This is a genomic window from Streptococcus thoraltensis DSM 12221, assembly GCF_000380145.1.
Classification (GTDB): Bacteria; Bacillota; Bacilli; order Lactobacillales; family Streptococcaceae; genus Streptococcus; species Streptococcus thoraltensis.
Genome location: NZ_KB904598.1, coordinates 71,329 through 89,576, shown reverse-complemented (window position 1 = coordinate 89,576; position 18,248 = coordinate 71,329). Strand labels below are relative to the sequence as shown.

Sequence of the window (18,248 nt, the reverse complement as noted above, 5' to 3'; positions counted from 1 at the left end):
AAAAAAACAAGAAGGAGACGATATTATGTCAGAAAATGTAGGGCAATTAGCTATTGAACAAGCTCGTAAAAACGGTGGTAAACTTGAGGTAATCTCAAAAGTTGATGTTAATAATCGTAAAGATTTAAGCATCGCCTATACACCAGGAGTTGCCTCAGTATCGTCAGCGGTTGCTGAGGATGTGAGCTTGGCTTATGAGTTAACAACTAAGAAAAATACAGTAGCAGTAGTTAGTGACGGCTCTGCGGTACTAGGATTGGGGAATATTGGTGCAGAAGCAGCCATGCCTGTCATGGAAGGAAAGGCAGCCCTGTTCAAACGATTTGCAGACGTTGATGCCGTACCAATTGTTTTAAATACTAATGATACAGAAGAAATCATAAACATTGTGAAAGCCATCTCGCCAACCTTTGGTGGTGTTAACCTTGAAGATATATCAGCACCACGATGCTTTGAAATTGAACAACGTCTAATCAAAGAGTGTGATATTCCAGTCTTTCATGACGATCAACACGGAACAGCCATTGTTGTTCTAGCAGCCATCTTTAACAGTTTAAAATTGATTGGTAAGGCTTTAGCAGATGTCAAGGTGGTTGTCAACGGTGGTGGTTCTGCCGGTCTATCCATCACAAGAAAACTGTTGGCAGCTGGTGCTACTGATGTCACAGTTGTTGATAAATTTGGTATTATTAATGAAAAAGATGCTGAAAAATTGGAACCACATCATCTAGATATTGCCAAAGTGACCAACCGAGAGTTCAAATCAGGAAGTCTTGAAGATGCCCTTGAAGGTGCGGATATTTTTGTAGGGGTATCAGCACCGGGTGCCCTACATGCAGAATGGATTTCCAAGATGGCTGAAAAACCGGTTATTTTTGCCATGGCTAATCCGACACCAGAAATCTATCCTGATGAAGCCTTAGAAGCAGGTGCTTACATTGTTGGTACCGGACGTAGTGATTTTCCAAATCAAATTAATAATGTTTTAGCCTTTCCGGGTATTTTCAGAGGTGCATTGGATGCGCGCGCTAAGACCATTACCGTAGAGATGCAGGTAGCAGCTGCTAAAGGTATCGCCGCTCTAATTCCTGACAGTGAATTAAGTCCAACCAATATCATTCCAGATGCCTTCCAAGAAGGGGTCGCAAAGGTTGTGGCACAAAGTGTTAGAGATGCTGTAAAAGATTAATTCATTTGTATAAAAGTGAGGAAATATAGTCAAATGAATTAACTTTGAGACAAAGAACTGAGACGCGGGCAGCACTTGAGTAGGGCAAGTCGAAAGTGACGGTGTCTCAACCTTAATTCAAAAGACTATACAAAAAGAATGAACTGCCGTGTGGCGGTTCATTCTTTTGAGTTTTGGCTGATGCTTTCGTCAATTTTTAAGACTTTGGAGATGATGTCAGCCATCTCAGCTGGGCTTTCCTTGCCGCCTGTTGCAACCCAATAGGAAATAAGGCTTTCAATACTGGCTAAATAGACCTGAATGGCGTATTCATAAGGAACACCGTAATGATTGGCAACGGTTGTTTTGGCTTTGGGAAATTCTAATAGAAAATCAAGCACAAAGTTCTTGATGGTTTTGGAGAAGTTGATAAAAGAGATGGTTGAGATGGCTTCTATGTACTCAAAATTATCTTTCACATAAGAAAAGGTATTAATCAAAATAGTATTGATGTCAGTCTCAATATTTCCCTTGTTTAAGATGGTATAGAGGTCAGCCAGCATTTCTTCTTTAAATTGGCTCATCATGTCATACTTGTCTTTATAATGGAGGTAGAAGGTGCCACGATTGATTCCTGCTCTTCGTGTGATGTCTGAAATGCTAATATCCTCAAAGCGCTTTTCTTTAAGCAAGATGATTAGAGCTGTTTTGATGTAGCCTTTAGTTTCTGTCTGACGTTTTTGCATAGTCTATCCTTTTTCTTAAATCAACACTTTGTTGATTTTTGTTCTTGAAGATTTCTTGCTGACATTATATAATATCAGCAAGTTTAAATCAACACGTTGATGATTTAAGAGAAAAAGATTGGGAGGTTAACATGTCTTATATTCAAATGAAAAACTCCTATAAACGTTATCAAACAGGGAGTACCGAAATTGTTGCCAATCGCGATGTGAGCTTTGATATTGACAAAGGAGAGTTAGTCATTATCCTTGGAGCATCTGGTGCTGGAAAATCAACTGTTTTAAATATCCTAGGTGGCATGGATACCAATGATGAGGGTCATGTGCTGATTGATGGTAAGGATATTTCTGGTTATTCTGACAAGGAGTTGACCGCTTATCGCCGCAATGACGTTGGCTTTGTTTTTCAGTTTTATAATTTGGTTCCCAACTTAACTGCCAAAGAAAATGTAGAACTGGCTTCTGAGATTGTGCCGGATGCTCTGGATGTTGAAAAGACTTTGGCTGATGTAGGGCTTTCTAATCGTATGGATAATTTCCCAGCCCAGCTGTCTGGCGGTGAGCAGCAGCGCGTGTCTATTGCGCGTGCTCTTGCAAAAAATCCCAAACTCCTACTCTGCGATGAGCCAACAGGGGCTCTGGATTATAATACAGGAAAACAGGTTTTAAAAATCCTTCAAAACATGTCGCGCGAAAAAGGAGCGACAGTGGTTATCGTCACCCACAATGCAGCTCTAGCACCAATCGCTGATAAGGTCATTCGCATGCATGATGCCAGCGTGACAAGCGTTGACATCAACGAAAATCCGCAAGACATTGCGACCTTGGAATACTAGGAGGGTGCCATGTCTAAGAAAACCTACTGGAAAGATATTTGGAAATCGCTAGGATCGTCAAAAGGACGGTTTTTGTCTATCATGCTTTTGATGATGCTAGGGTCATTTGCCTACGTCGGTCTTAAAGTCACAACACCTGATATGCAGCGTTCAGCGACAAACTATCTCAATCGGCAAAATACTATGGATTTGACTGTGATTGCAAGCATGGGCTTGGGGAAAGAGGATCAAAAAGAGCTCCAAAATCTCAAGAAGGCTGATGTTGACTTTGGCTACATGGCAGACGTGACCATTAAAGATACTAATGATGCTCTTAGAGTTATGTCGACAACGGATAGGATTTCCAAGATGACCTTGGTAAAGGGGGAATTGCCCAGTCATTCTAAGGAAATCGCTCTCGCTTCTAATCTTAACAAAAGGTATCAGATTGGTGACACCATTAATTTCACACAGTCAGATGATGGCATTCTCAAGCAGACAAGCTTTAAGGTAACTGGTTTTGTCAATTCACCAGAGATTTGGTCCACAACGAACCTTGGCTCTTCCACCGCAGGTGATGGAAATCTATCAGCCTATGGTATGGTAGTAGCTGACGCATTTGATAGTGATTATCCTCTTCTTGCCCGTATCCGCTATCATGATTTAGCAAAATTAAGTTCCTTTGAGAAGACGTATCAAAGCAAGCTACGAGATAAACAAGATTCTTTAGACAAACTTTTGGCTGACAATCCTGAAAACCACCTAGCCGAAATCAAAAAAGAACCACAAGCAGAAATTGACGATAACAAGCAGAAGTTGGCTGATGCTAGTCAAAAAATTACTGACGGTGAGACAAAAATAGCTGATGCCAAGAGAACATTATCAGATCAAGAAAAAGCGTTAGCTGCTTTGCCCCAAGTGCAAGCTGAAGCTGCTACGGCGCAAATAAGAGAAGCTAAAAAAGAAGTAGCTCAGCAAGAAAAAGACTTGGCAGCTGCGAAAAAGGATTTAGCAACCAAGGAAAAGAACCTGGTTAAAGCGCAAGAAGACTTGAATGCTTTAGCAATGCCAAGTTATACGGTCTACACACGTGAAACACTGCCCGGTGGCAACGGCTATATGGTCTATGCATCAGGTTCAGACAGCGTGGCGCAAATCGGCAACATCTTTCCTGTTGTTCTTTATCTAGTGGCAGCACTTGTAACTTTTACGACTATGACGCGGTTCGTTGATGAAGAACGAACCAATTCGGCTATCCTTAAAGCGTTGGGTTACAGCAATGCTGATGTCATTCGCAAGTTTGTCATCTATGGTCTTATAGCCAGTTTGACAGGAACCATTTTGGGTGTCTTAGCCGGTCATTATATCCTGCCTCGGGTTATTGCTGATATTATGACAAAAGATACGACCATCAGTGCCGTGCAATATGACTTTTTCTGGTCTTATACCTTTATTGCTATCGGTCTTGCTTTGGTATCAGCTGTTTTACCAGCTTATCTCATCGCTCGCCGTGAGCTAAGTGAGAAGGCCGCCCAGCTACTCTTGCCTAAGCCACCGGTCAAGGGTTCCAAAATTTTACTAGAACGCCTGTCTCTTATCTGGGAAAAAATGTCCTTCACCCAAAAAGTGACTGCTAGAAATATCTTTCGCTATAAACAGCGTATGCTCATGACTATTTTTGGCGTAGCAGGGTCTGTCGCCCTCTTATTTGCAGGACTTGGTATCCAATCCTCCTTATCCAAGGTCGTTGATAACCAGTTTGATCGTCTGACACCTTATGACATGCTAGTTGTTGAAGCATCTGACGCTAAGAAAGAAGACAAGGATAAATTGATTAAAGCCCTATCAAGTGATGAGGTTGCCAAGCAAATGACGATCGACTATGCCTCAATGATAGTAGAAGTTCCTAAGATGACCCAACACCAATCAGTATCCCTCTTGATTTCTGAACAAAAAGACTTTGGCTCTTTTGTCAATCTCTATGATGCTAAAAGTGGGGAAGAACGTGATTTAGCCAAAGATGGCGTTCTTATTTCAGAAAAACTAGCTAAAGCCTATCAGGTTAAAGAAGGTCAAAGAATCCGTTTGAAAGATGATAAGGGTCAAAGTTATAAGGCTAAGGTTTCAGGTATTATCGAGATGAATGCAGGTCATTATCTTATGATGACGAAACCAGTTTTTGAGAAAACGTTTAAAAAAGTGGATGCTTCAGAGGCTCATTTGGTTAACTTAAAAGATAAATCTAGTCAGGCTTTGAAAAATCAAGCAACAGCTCTATTAAGGCTAGTGGCTGTTTCAGGTTTAAGTCAAAATTCTGCTATGGTTGATACGGTTGAAGCCGTAGTGGCCTCCTTGAATGGAGCAATGACCATTTTGACAGTAGTGGCTGTGCTCTTAGCTGTGGTTATTCTTTATAATCTTACCAATATAAATGTGGCAGAGCGCATTCGTGAACTTTCGACTATCAAGGTTCTTGGTTTTTTCAATAAGGAAGTCACCATGTATATTTACCGTGAGACGATTATCCTTTCTCTGATTGGTATTGGAGTGGGGCTCTTAACGGGTATCTATCTTCACAAGTTCATCATGAGCATGATTGGTGGCAATGATATCCTCTTTGGGACACAAGTTACTTGGACAGTCTATGCCATTCCTATTGCAGTTATTCTTATCATTTTGATACTGCTGGGGTGGCTGGTCAACTATATCCTTAAAACAGTTGATATGCTAGAAGCCTTAAAATCAGTGGATTAATACAAAACTCGACGTCAATACGCCGAGTTTTTAAGTTCTAAAGAAAGGAATGGTTGAGAAAGAGTAAACTCTGATAGGTGATTAAAGTGTAAAGATAAAGAGTTGCTGGTTTAGAGAGAAGAGTTATCCAGCAGAATTTCTTAAAGGACATGTTGCTAAGACCTGCTACCATACAGAGAAAATCATCAGGAAAACCTGGAAGAATAAAAGCTGCGATGAGGAAATATTGGAAGCCTTGCCCTTTATCTAATTTGGCTGTGTACTTATTGTAAGTTTGCTCTGAAACAAAAGTTTTAGCGAAGCTTTCACCATATTTTCTTGCCAGATAAAAATTAAGTAGCGATCCTGAAAAAATACCAATAAAATTATAAATGAATCCGTACAATGGTCCAAAAACTGCATGACCAACAACACAAGTCATGCCACCTGGAATGATGGGATAGACAACTTGGATGATTTGAAGGAGAATAAAAACCAAAGGACCAAAGATACCTAGATTGGTAATGAAGGATTGGAAAGCGCCACCAACCGTAAAGAAATGGCTGTGTGTTTTCATATAATAAAGACCAATCAGGGTTAGGCATAATCCTGCAAGGCTAATTATTTGAATCCACTGTCTATTGGATAACGATCTTGTTGATTTAAGCATATCAGTACCTCTATGTCCTTAGTTGTTTTAATGTATAATAACAAAGTGAGGATAATATAACATCAGCCTTAGGACTGAATGATGCTAGGAAAATTATGGGAAGGGCGAAATACAGTTAAATGAATTAACTTTCAGACAAGGAACAGAAAAAGACGCAGACAGTACTTGATACTCTTTGAAAATCAAAAGTAGGTGTAGTTGACTTGATTTGATGAACACCAGTTCCATCTGCTATCTGTGTCGCTTAGTCTCCTTTTGATGGTTATTGAGCATGGGGAGGACAAGTCGAAAGTGACGCTGTCGCAAAGCTAATGTAAAAGGCGATATTGTTTGAAAGTATCAAAAAAACCTAACCAGAGGCTAGATTTTTAAATTGCTTTACAAGTTATTATAGGAACCTTCAAAAGTTGTTCCATGACTAATATCACCGTATTGGTATCCTCTATCAAACCAGCGTTGTCGTTGTTCAGATGTTCCATGCGTGAAACTGTCTGGAACGGTTCGGCCATAGGCTTCTTCCTGCAGCGTGTCGTCACCAACAGCATGAGCAGCCTGCATGGCTTCTTGGACATCACCTTTGTCTAGTAGACCCTCATCCTTGACGTAGTTTGCCCATGCCCCAGCGTAATAATCTGCCTGCAATTCCAAACGGACATTGAGCTGATTTGCTTCAGCTTTTGATTTTCCTTGACGCGCTTTTGTATACTCACTCATAGTGCCCAGTTCGTTTTGAACATGGTGTCCAACTTCATGGGCAATAACATAGGCTAGTGCAAAGTCACCTTTAGCACCGTAACGGTTGGATAATTCATCATAGAAACTTAAATCTAAATAAATTTTCTCATCGGCAGGGCAGTAGAAAGGACCAGATGAAGCTTGACCAACACCGCAAGCGGTAGTGGTTTGACCAGAATAAAAGACGAGTTCTGGCTCGGTGTAGTCGCCAAGACCTTCTTCTTTAAACTGCTTATTCCAATAGTCTTCCGTTGACCCTAGAACCTTACTGACAAATTCGGCATCTGCATCACTGACATTGGTATTTTTTTTCTGGGTGATTTGATTAGATTGATAGGATTGGCTGGTGCCGCCTGTGAAAATACCTGATAAGGCACCACCACCTCCAAACATGAGAAGGATGATAATCATGAAAAGTTTCATTTTCCATGACCCTCTCGAAAAAAGGATGGAAAGAAGAGCTCCGCTTCCCATTGAGCCACCACGTGATGTGCCATAAGATGGTTGACCTCGTCGATCATCAATATTACTACTTTTTCTAAGATCATCTATTTTCATTGTATTATCCTCTAAACTTATCTGATAACTTAATTGTACCAAAAGTCCCTTGAATTATCTTTCATTATCAATGGAAATATTTAAATTTGTTATAATAGGGAGACAGTTTGAAGGCTTTTTTATGATAAATGAATGGTCTTAGTATCTTGTAAATTGACCTCGCCCTAACGGCTATGTGAGAAAGCCCAAGCCTTCCTAGATGTTTGGTATCTGCCTTGCGCTTTCCTCTTTTTTTCTTTGCCGTTTGAATGGCTTACTATTTTGTTTTTTTAGGTGTTTCTATGAAGTTATTTTATACCCATCCAACCAATTCTCTAACGGATTTATTAACGCAAAAGGCAGAAGATTTTCTTTTGCAAGGGAAGCGAGTTTTTTATATAGCGCCAAACTCCTTATCATTTGAGAAAGAACGCCGAGTGCTGGATTTCTTGCCAAATCATGCCACATTTCAGATGATTGTCACACGATTTGGACAGTTACCCAATTATTTTATGCTTCCAAAGAGAAAAGAAAATGCCAATCTGGATGATGCCGGTTTGAGCATGCTTCTTTACCGTGTCTTGAACCAGCTCTCCGACCAGTCATTACCTGTTTTTGGTCGCTTGAAAAAAGATCCAGGTTTTATTGAGCAAGTTCTCAAGTTATATAAAGAATTAGCCAAAAGTCAGCTGACTCTAGCTGATTTTGACGTTCTCATATCAGAAACTGACCCTTTAGACAAGGTGGCAGAGCTGAGAATGATTTTGAACCATTTTATTGAAGCTATCAGTTTGGAGCAATTGAGTGGTGAGAGTAAGCTGCAATTTTTCATGCGAGTTCTCAGTGAGGGTCAGCTGGATCAACAATTGCAAGATACGGTTATTATTATTGATGGCTTTACCCGTTTTTCAGAAGAAGAAGAGCGTCTGGTTGAGCTTTTAAATCAAAAAGCAGATCAGTTGATTATTGCGGCTTATGCGACTGAGAGAGCTTACAAGGCTCAATTATTATCGGGAAATATCTATGAGGCTAGTGTTTCTTTTTTACGAGAATTAGCTAGCCGATATGGTGTTAAGGCGGAAGCATTGTTGGCAGAAAGCAAAGAAACAACTTTCTCAAAGGTTTCAGCAGCTTTTGAAGCAAGTCATGATTTCTCACCTCAAGAAGTTACGTTTGAGTGGACCGACACTGACAAAGAGGCCTTACAAGTCTGGGAGGCTACTAATCAAAAAGTTGAAATTGAAGCAGTCGCTAAAGACATTCGTCGAAAAATCCGTAAAGAAGGGGCAGACTACAAAGATTTTACATTACTTTTAGGAGATGAAAAATCTTATAAACTACCCGTCGAACGCCTATTCCATCAGTTTGAAATCCCCTTTTATTGGGGACGGGCTGAGTCTATGGTCAGTCATCCGCTTTCTGCTTTTATGATGAGTCTTGAGCGTGTTTTGCATTATTATTTCCAAAGAGAGGATGTCATCAATCTGTTAAAAACAGGATTCTTTGGGGATTATGATGATTATGATTTGGATATTTTTGAACAATATTGTCAATTCGCAGACATCAATGCTGGACAATTCAACAAACCTTTCAAGCATAACATCAGTCGAACTCAAGCAGATGAAACAGGGCGAAAAAAAGAACTTGAAAAGTATGACTTAGAAGCGCTCAATCAAATGCGTCAATCATTAATAGAACCCTTGATGGCCTTAAATACGCAGGGAGATATTGATTTTCTTTTACAAGAACTGATGACCTTCTTTGAAAACTGCCGCTTAGCGCAGAATATGGAAAACTTAACCATCAATGCTAATCAAGAAGCGATTGAAGAACATGAACAAGTTTGGAAAGTCTTTACTGGTTTATTGGAACAGGCAAAAATTGCTTTTGCAGGAGAGTCGCTTAGCATGCAGGAGTTGATAACTCTTTTAGCAAATGGGATGAAATCAACAGACTATCGCACGATTCCTGCCACAGTTAATGTGGTTAATGTGCGTTCTTATGATTTAATAGAGCCCCACTCGGCACCTTATGTCTATGCCATTGGGCTTGGGCAATCGTCCTTTCCTAAGGTGTCACAAAATACTAGTCTTTTATCAGATGAAGAGCGGCAACTGGTTAATGACAACGCGAATGGTCAAGGACGACTTGAAATCATCACAGGAGATAATCTCAAGAAGAATCATTTTGTGGCTATCTCCCTCTTAAACGCTGCTGATAAAGGCTTGGTTTTATCCTACCCACAACTTATAGGCGAAAGGCAAGAACTCATGTCACCCTATATGACCACCCTAGTTGAAGACTTAGGATTTCCCTTAAGGACAAAACAAAAAAATCTAGGGCAGATTGCACCCGATGACTTGGGCTCTTATAAGGAAGTTTTGGCACGCCTAATCAGCCTTAATCGCTCTCAATTTTTGGATAAGTTGAATCAAGAAGAAGTGACTTACTGGAACGTTTTAGGCCGTATTATTCGTAAGGAATTGTCTGATAAAGGCATTTCAATCGGACACATTTCTAAAGAGTTGACAAGTAAGCCCCTATCGCAAGAGGTCTTAGAAGTCCTCTTTCCAAGCGATCAGGCCTTGCACTTATCGGCTTCGTCACTAACGCGCTTTTACAATAACCAGTATCTTTATTTTGTTGAGAAAATCCTTGGTCTTCGTGAGCAGGATTCTATTCATCCAGATGCCAGAAGTCACGGGAATTTTTTACACAAAGTTTTTGAGCGTGCGCTCTCTAACCAAGAGACCGTAAGTTTTAAAGAAAAACTGGACAGAGCCTTGAAAGAAACCAAGCAAGATAAGGCCTTTCAAACGCTTTATGAGGAAAATCAAGAGAGCCTTTATTCCCGCGAATTATTGGAAGCCATTGCCAAGGCTACAGGAAGTTTGTTTGAAGACATGGATGATATTCAGGTCAGTCGCCAAGAAGCAGCATTTAAGGTACTTTTGGAAGAAGACGCAAACGCTCAATTAAGTCGCCCCTTAGAAATATCTGGTTTTATCGATCGTGTGGATAAGTTGCGATCAGATTCAGAAGACTTAGCCTATGGAGTAATCGATTACAAGTCCAGTCGCCAACGTTTTCAACTGGAGAAATTCTACAATGGCTTAAGTCCCCAGCTGATAACCTACCTTTTGGCTTTGAAAGAGGGCAAAGACAAAGAAGGAAGAACTCTGTTTGATGAGCTAGATTACTTCGGTGCCATGTATTTACAGATGCAAGAACCAAGTCTAGCTCTCAAAGACATTAGTGAATTTGGAAAAATTCCTCAAAAACTCAAGGAAGACCTGCGCTACGACGGTCTTTTCCGAGAAGAATTCCTCTCTTATTTACCTGAAGATGATTACAAATTCAGCCGTAATAAGCAGGCTGTTGTCTATAATGAACAGGAACTTGATGACTTACTTATTTTCTTAAAATCTCAATACCAAGAAGCAGCCAAGACTATTTTGAAGGGGCATTTTGCCATCAATCCTTATAGCCAAGATGGGAAATCAGTTGCTGGTGAGCAATTGACAGCTTTGACTGGATTTGAAGCTGATTTGCACTTGGGACAGGCTCGTTTTTTAGAAAGCATAAAAGCCAGTCCGGCACAAAAGCGGCAGCTATTATTAGAAAAAATACACGAAAAAAATCAATCAGAGAAGGGAGGCAGTCATGTTTAAACCCTATTTAAGCGAAACAGAAATCAAGCGATTGATTGAACTTGAAAACCAGTTGCCAGAAGGACAACAGAGGCGTACACCCGAGCAAATAGAAGCTATATACAGTCACGGTCAAAACATGCTGGTTTCAGCTTCAGCGGGTTCGGGTAAAACTTTTGTTATGGTTGAAAGAATCATTGACATGATCGAACGTGGAGTGGCTATAGACCAACTCTTTATTTCAACCTTTACGGTAAAAGCGGCGACTGAACTGAAAGAGCGTTTGGAGAAAAAATTAAACCTAGCCCTTGAAGGTGCGGAGAATTCTGAAAGTCAGGCTCATCTATCTTTACAATTGGCAAATGTTCAGACAGCAGATATAGGGACTATGGATGCCTTCACGCAAAAGCTGGTTACGCGCTATGGCTATTTGGTAGGGATTTCACCAAGTTTCAGCATCTTACAAGATGAGACGGAGCAGTCACTCTTAAAAGATAAGGTTTTTGGTGACCTCTTTGAAATTTATCGTTTAGATGAGAGGAGAGCTGTTCATTTTAATGAATTGATTCGAAATTTTACAGGTCGTGCCAAGACAAATCGTACCTTTCGTGATGTGGTTTATCAGTTGTATAATTTCATGCAGGCGACGGCTGACCCTAAAAGATGGTTAAAAGAGGATTTCATAGATCAATCTGCCTACACGGTAACGTCCTACTACCCGAATCAAGCCCTAGAAAAACTTCAAGGAGAGCTTGAACAAGCGCGGCGCTATTATCAAGCGCGACATCAGCAGGTGCTTCAAGCTGTAGCCCAAAAAGAATTGGGACAAGTTAGTGCTTTGGTGTCAGACATTGCCTTTAAAGCAACTGTTTTTGGCAAAAAAGGTGATTTTCTAGAACTAGCAGAATTAATGGCTCGCTATGCCAATATTGACGTCGATCAAGCCCAAGCGAGTCGGGCAGAATTACAAGCAGCCAAGGACAACTTTTTAGCCCTTTGTCGTCGTCCAGCAACGACAACTAAAACTGGTAAGTTAGATAAACTTTCCACCCAAATCCAAGCACTGGCAAAGCAAGAAGATTATCTCATTAGCTTAATCGAACAGAGAGAATTGGCGAGATTTGTGGATGCGTTGGATAAGATTGGAATTGCTAGCACTCACTTGAAAAAATACCAGCTTGAAAACGTCATTAACCATTACCGCTTCTCTGATTTGACCATAGATGATGTCAGAGCAAGTGACTTGGACATCATGAAAGGACAATTTGATAACCTATTCTACCAGATTGATGAGACTCTATCTGCCATGTCAGATCAGATTAGGAAAGTCAAAGAAGATGAGTTTGAATCGACTTATTTCCTAATGGAAGAAGAACTCCATTGCCATTTTGATGCTTGGTTCACCAAGAAAGAGTGGGACAGTCGTTTTCCAAAATTGACAGAGTATCACCAGCTCTATGCTATGATTGCAGTGATTTATCAAGAGCAGCCCAAAGCTATTGCGCTTTTAAAAACCTTACAAAGTTTTTTGAGCGATTTTTCCGACCGCTATTTGGCGTTGAAAATAACCGAATCTCGTTTGGAATTTTCAGATATTGCCCATGCGGCTATTCGCATTTTGACAGAAAATGAAAAGCTAAGACAAAGTTTTCAAGATCACTACGCTGAAGTCATGGTCGATGAGTACCAGGACAACAGCCCTATTCAAGAGCGTCTGCTGGACTTGCTTTCAAACGGAGAAAATCGCTTTATGGTGGGAGATGTCAAGCAGTCCATCTATCGTTTTCGTCAGGCAGACCCGACTATTTTCACTGAGAAATTCAACCTCTTTAAAAGTGATCCGCAAGCAGGTAAACTCATCGTCTTGAAGGAGAATTTCCGCAGCCATAAGGAAGTTGTGGACAGCGTTAACGTAGTCTTTAGCCATCTTATGGACCAAGAATTAGGAGATATTGCCTACGATAAATCCCAAGAATTAGTCGCCGGAAATCCTGAAAAACAGGTGGCGACCCCAGACTATAAAACGACTTTTTTACTCTACGATGACAGGCAGGAAGAGAGCTTAGATGATATAGAAGATGACGAGGCTAACGACCGTCAAGAACTCCCCCAAGGGCAAGTTGATTTGGTTATTAATGAAATCAAACGCTTGCAAGGGAAAACTAAAGAGCCATTTGATTTCTCAAGCATTGCCTTATTAGTACCTTCTCGTACACGGAATATCGCCATTTTGAAACGTTTTTCAGAAGCGGGGATTCCCTTAATTTCAGATGATGGGGTCATGAATTACCTCAAATCAACCGAAGTCATGATAATGCTAGAAACCTTGCGGACGATTAACAATCCTTTAAATGACTATGCTCTGGTTTCCCTAATGAAATCCCCCATGTTTTCTTTTGATGAGGATGACTTAGCACGCATTGCCGTTCAGGATCAAAGACAGACACTTATGAATTTTTACGATAAGGTTCTTTTAGCAAATCGTAAAGAAGGTCATCATCCTGACCTAATCACGGATCAATTGGCGCATAAAATCACACAGTTTTTAGACTATCTGATTTCTTGGCGTCAGTTTGCCAAGACGCATTTGATTCACGAATTGATTTGGAAAATTTACAATGATCGCTTTTACTTGGACTACGTTGGTGCTCTGCCAAATGGTTTGCAACGTCAGACCAATCTCTATAGTCTTGCCCTAAGGGCGCATCAATACGAGCAGTCAGGATTTCGAGGTCTCAGTCGCTTTGTGACCATGATTGACCACATTTTGGAACAAGACCATGACTTGGCTGATGTAGCTGTCGCTCTCCCTAAAAATGCTGTTCGCCTGATGACCATTCATAAAAGTAAGGGCTTGGAGTTTGACTACGTCTTTGTCCTTAATATGGATCAGCAGTTTAACCTTAAGGAAGCGTCACATGCTAAGGTAATTGCTCAGAAGAAAACTGGTGTTGGGATTATCTATCAGGCAGATCTATCAGATGATGAGAGATTGGGACATAACACCAGCCTTCCCATCAAAGTCACCCTTGAAACCTTGCCTTTTCAAACCAACAAAGAAGCAGTCCTCATGGCAAGTCTATCAGAACGGATGCGCTTGCTTTATGTCGCCATGACCCGTGCGGTCAAGAAGCTCTATCTGGTCGGAACTGCCCATGAACAAGAAAAAAAACAGACGGATGATGCAAAAGAAGCAGTTCTACCATTGGGACGTCGAGAAAAGATACGCTCTTTCCAAGCCTGGTTATTAGCTTTAGCAGACACCTATCCAAATGCCTTTGCGCAAGCTATTGATTTGGTTTATTCTTCGGGAAATATTCAAAACCTTGATGTCCCTCCTTCGCTTGATGTGATGGATTTAGCTAATAATCGACAATCTGATGACATTGTTAAGGCTCTGGATAATTTAAAACAAGTTCAAACATACAATGACCTGCACCAAGCCGGAATTCAGCTACCAAGTTTAAGAACCCCAAGTCAGCTTAAAAAGGCTAAATTGATAGAACAGGAGCAGGCTGATATAGCGCTAATTAGTCAGGTTCAAGAAGAAAAAGCTCCTGTGAGCTTCACACTGCCAAATTTTTCAGACAAAAAAGCCTTGTCATCAGCAGAAGTTGGCTCAGCCCTGCATGATTTAATGCAACGTTTGGACTTGCAAGCGAACCTTAGTCAAGAGACGATTAAGAAGACCTTGCTTGAAATGACTGACCAGACGGAGCTTGTAGAGAGATTGCCGCTTAATAAAATAGAAGCCTTTTTCAAAACAGAACTCGGACAGCAGATTTTGGAACACCAAGATAAACTTCACCGTGAAGCGCCTTTTGCCATCTTAACGGACGATTTAGCTAGCGGGGAAGCCTTTGTCATTCGTGGGATTATTGACGGCTATCTCTTGTTTGACGATCGCATCATTCTTTTTGACTATAAGACGGACAAATACAGAGATGCTTCACAGATGCTTGAGCGTTATCAGGAACAGATGTACTTGTATGTAAAATCCCTCAAACAAGCCTATAATATCGACCAAGTGGAAGCCATTTTAATCTTGTTTGGTGGAGATAATCTAGAGCTTATTTCAGTACCTCAAAAGAACTAGCAGAAGGTCAATCAGATGTTGTACTCTTCGAAAAACCAATTCAGACTTCGTTGACTTAATTTGATGCATTTCAAACCTATCCGCATCGGCGCTGCCTAGTCTGCTGTTGATTTTCATTGAGTATTAGAAATTCCTAAAAAGACACCTAAAATCTGGTATAATAATAGAAACGAAGAGGAGGAAAGCTATGACAGAAAAAAAAATCAATCTCGTCATTGTAACGGGAATGAGTGGTGCCGGAAAGACGGTAGCTATCCAGTCTTTTGAAGATTTGGGTTACTTCGCTATGGATAATATGCCGCCAGCCCTCTTGCCAAAGTTTCTAGAGTTGGTAGAACACTCAGAAGGGACCAGTCGAGTAGCTGTTGTGGTCGATATGAGAAGTCGTCTCTTTTTCAAAGAAGTCACAACCATTCTTGACAATTTAGAGAGCAACGAAGCTATTGATTTTAAAATTCTTTTTTTGGATGCAACAGATGGGGAATTGGTATCGCGGTATAAAGAAACGCGCCGCAGCCATCCCTTAGCAGCCGATGGTCGTGTTTTAGATGGGATTACATTGGAACGTGAACTCTTAGCCCCCTTAAAAAATCTTAGCCAAAATGTGGTTGATACGACAGAGTTAACACCGCGCAACCTGCGAAAAGAAATCTCAGACCAGTTTGCCAAAAATGCTGAAAAACCAGGTTTCCGTGTTGAAATCATGAGTTTCGGCTTCAAGTACGGTCTTCCCCTAGATGCTGATTTGGTTTTTGACGTGCGTTTTTTGCCAAATCCTTATTATCAAGTTGAACTCAGAGAGCAAACTGGACTAGAACAGCCAGTTTACGACTATGTCATGAGTCATCAGGAATCAGAAGACTTCTATAAAAGTTTGCTAGGCCTCATTGAACCTATATTGCCAGCTTATCAACGAGAAGGAAAATCTGTCTTGACCATTGCCGTTGGATGCACAGGAGGGCAGCATCGCAGTGTCGCCTTTGCTCATCGTCTAGCCACTGACCTTTCAAATAACTGGTCTATCAATGAAAGCCACCGCGACAAAGACCGACGTAAGGAAACGGTGAACCGCTCATGAGAAAACCTAAAATAACAGTCATCGGCGGGGGAACTGGTATTCCCGTTATTCTCAAATCCTTACGCCATCAGCACGTTGACATTACAGCAGTGGTAACGGTGGCTGATGATGGCGGCTCTTCTGGTAAGCTACGTTCGGCGATGCAATTAACCCCACCAGGAGATTTACGCAATGTCTTAGTCGCCATGAGTGACATGCCCAAGTTCTATGAAGAACTATTCCAGTATCGCTTTAATGAAAACGATGGCGTGTTAGCAGGTCATCCCCTAGGAAATCTGATTATTGCAGGAGTTTCTGAAATGGAAGGATCGACCTACAACGCCATGCAAGCATTGACGCAGTTCTTTCACACCACTGGTAAAATTTACCCATCAAGTGTGACACCCCTGACACTCCATGCCGTTTTTAAAGATGGTCATGAAGTTATTGGCGAAAGTCATATTTCAGAGTATGATGGTCTGATTGACCATGTCTATGTAACCAACACTTATAGTGATGACATTCCAACGGCAAGTCCCAAAGTAGTAGAAGCTATCATGGAAAGTGACATGATTGTACTGGGACCAGGTTCACTTTTTACCTCAATTTTACCCAATCTCGTTATTCCAGAAATTCGCCAAGCCTTGGTTGAAACAAAAGCAGAAGTAGCCTACGTTTGTAACATCATGACTCAACACGGAGAGACGGAACATTTTACAGATGCTGATCACTTAGCAGTTCTCAACCGTCATCTAGGTATTGATGTTATCGACACTGTTTTGGTAAATATCGAACCTGTTCCGCAAGAATACATGGAAAACAACCAGTTTGACGAGTATTTGGTTCAGGTTGAACACGACTTTAAAGGACTTAAAGACAATGCTAAACGCGTGATTTCGTCTAATTTCTTACGTTTGGAGAATGGCGGAGCCTTCCACCAGGGAGAGCTAGTTGTTGAAGAATTGATGGATTTAGTGAGGACTAGATACCTATGAGTTTTACTACAAATGTAAAAGAAGAAATTCTGACAGAATCCCCAAAAAGTAAGGAAGAATTATCAGCTATTATCAAAATGTCGGGCAGTATTGGCTTAACAGGCCAAGGCTTAACCCTATCAATTACCAGTGAAAATGCTAAGATTGCCCGCCATATTTATTCGCTCTTTGAAGCCTATTATGGCATTCCACCTGAAATCAAATACCATCAAAAAACCAATCTTCGAAAGAACCGAGTTTATAATGTATTTGTTGAACAAAATGTGAATGACATTCTTGCTGATTTGCAGCTGGCAGACTCCTTTTTCGGCTTTGAAACAGGTATCAATCCCATGATTATGGAAAATGACGATATGGGACGCTCTTACCTACGAGGCGCTTTTTTGGCAACTGGAACCATCCGAGATCCCGAATCAGGTCGCTACCAATTAGAAATTTTTTCCGTCTATCAAGACCATGCAGAGGATTTGTTGCGTTTAATGCAGAAATTCCTCCTAGAAGCCAAGGTCATTGAACATAAAAATGGCGTTGTGACTTATCTTCAAAAGGCGGAAGACATCATGGATTTTCTTCTTTTAATCGGTGCAGAATCTGCTAAGGAAACTTTTGAAGAAGTAAAAATCTATCGTGAAGCTCGCAATGACATCAATCGTGCTAATAATGCTGAAACAGCCAATATTGCTAAGACGATTAGTGCCAGCATGAAAACCATTAACAATATTATCAAAATCATGGACACGGTCGGATTGGATGCTTTACCGATCGAACTACAACAAATTGCACAAGTGCGTATCGCCAATCCAGATTTCTCCATGCAGCAAATTGCAGATAGCCTAGATTTTCCCTTAACCAAGAGTGGCGTCAACCACCGACTAAGAAAAATCAATAAATTTGCAGATGAGTTATCATCCAAAAGAAGAGTCTAGGACAAAAGTCCAACCCTAAATCTAAAAAGCGAACAAAATTAGTTTTCTGACACTCAGAATTCTGTCTTGTTCGCTTTTTAGACTCTTTTTCTACATTCAAAAAGACTCCATAATCTCCGAAGG

The 18,248-nt window shown here is 40.8% G+C and carries 11 protein-coding genes; 8 read left to right on the top strand and 3 right to left on the bottom strand.

The annotated features are described in order from the left end of the window. The first annotated feature begins 25 nt into the window (after positions 1-25). Positions 26-1,189 (top strand): NAD(P)-dependent malic enzyme, encoded by a 1,164-nt coding sequence (locus A3IA_RS0105495; protein WP_018380321.1) that lies wholly within the window; start codon positions 26-28, stop codon positions 1,187-1,189. A 158-nt stretch (positions 1,190-1,347) separates the two neighbouring features. Here A3IA_RS0105495 and A3IA_RS0105490 read toward each other — a convergent pair whose 3' ends face one another. Beyond that, positions 1,348-1,914: a TetR/AcrR family transcriptional regulator gene (locus A3IA_RS0105490; RefSeq protein WP_018380320.1), complete on the bottom strand. Its 567-nt coding sequence runs from the start codon at positions 1,912-1,914 to the stop codon at positions 1,348-1,350. A gap of 131 nt (positions 1,915-2,045) precedes the next feature. Here A3IA_RS0105490 and A3IA_RS0105485 point away from each other — a divergent pair, with 131 nt between their 5' ends. Next, positions 2,046-2,747, top strand: coding sequence for an ABC transporter ATP-binding protein (locus A3IA_RS0105485; protein ID WP_018380319.1), 702 nt, complete (start codon positions 2,046-2,048; stop codon positions 2,745-2,747). A gap of 9 nt (positions 2,748-2,756) precedes the next feature. Continuing rightward, the gene (locus A3IA_RS0105480; protein ID WP_018380318.1) at positions 2,757-5,480 is read left to right on the top strand and encodes an FtsX-like permease family protein; all 2,724 of its coding nucleotides are present in this window, start codon (positions 2,757-2,759) and stop codon (positions 5,478-5,480) included. 37 nt (positions 5,481-5,517) lie between these two features. Here A3IA_RS0105480 and A3IA_RS0105475 read toward each other — a convergent pair whose 3' ends face one another. Together A3IA_RS0105475 and ypfJ are read right to left on the bottom strand one after the other, a co-directional pair. Continuing rightward, on the bottom strand, positions 5,518-6,129 hold the full coding sequence (locus A3IA_RS0105475; RefSeq protein ID WP_018380317.1) for a TVP38/TMEM64 family protein: 612 nt from the start codon (positions 6,127-6,129) through the stop codon (positions 5,518-5,520). A 378-nt stretch (positions 6,130-6,507) separates the two neighbouring features. After that, positions 6,508-7,422, bottom strand: coding sequence for a KPN_02809 family neutral zinc metallopeptidase (gene ypfJ / locus A3IA_RS0105470; protein ID WP_018380316.1), 915 nt, complete (start codon positions 7,420-7,422; stop codon positions 6,508-6,510). 281 nt (positions 7,423-7,703) lie between these two features. Between ypfJ and rexB the strand changes: the two genes are divergently transcribed. From rexB to whiA, 5 genes are all read left to right on the top strand, one after another. Further along, on the top strand, positions 7,704-11,072 hold the full coding sequence (gene rexB / locus A3IA_RS0105465; RefSeq protein ID WP_018380315.1) for an ATP-dependent nuclease subunit B: 3,369 nt from the start codon (positions 7,704-7,706) through the stop codon (positions 11,070-11,072). Further along, the gene (locus A3IA_RS0105460) at positions 11,065-15,147 is read left to right on the top strand and encodes a UvrD-helicase domain-containing protein (protein WP_018380314.1); all 4,083 of its coding nucleotides are present in this window, start codon (positions 11,065-11,067) and stop codon (positions 15,145-15,147) included. Before rexB ends, A3IA_RS0105460 begins: the two co-directional genes overlap by 8 nt. Before the next feature lie 187 nt (positions 15,148-15,334). Further along, positions 15,335-16,225, top strand: a complete 891-nt coding sequence (rapZ, locus tag A3IA_RS0105455) for an RNase adapter RapZ (protein ID WP_018380313.1) — start codon at positions 15,335-15,337, stop codon at positions 16,223-16,225. Beyond that, a complete protein-coding gene (locus tag A3IA_RS0105450; protein ID WP_018380312.1) occupies positions 16,222-17,199 on the top strand; it encodes a YvcK family protein in 978 nt (325 codons plus the stop codon). The genes rapZ and A3IA_RS0105450 overlap by 4 nt, the downstream gene beginning before the upstream one ends. Further along, positions 17,196-18,125 (top strand): DNA-binding protein WhiA, encoded by a 930-nt coding sequence (gene whiA, locus A3IA_RS0105445; protein ID WP_018380311.1) that lies wholly within the window; start codon positions 17,196-17,198, stop codon positions 18,123-18,125. The genes A3IA_RS0105450 and whiA overlap by 4 nt, the downstream gene beginning before the upstream one ends. Positions 18,126-18,248: the final 123 nt, after the last annotated feature.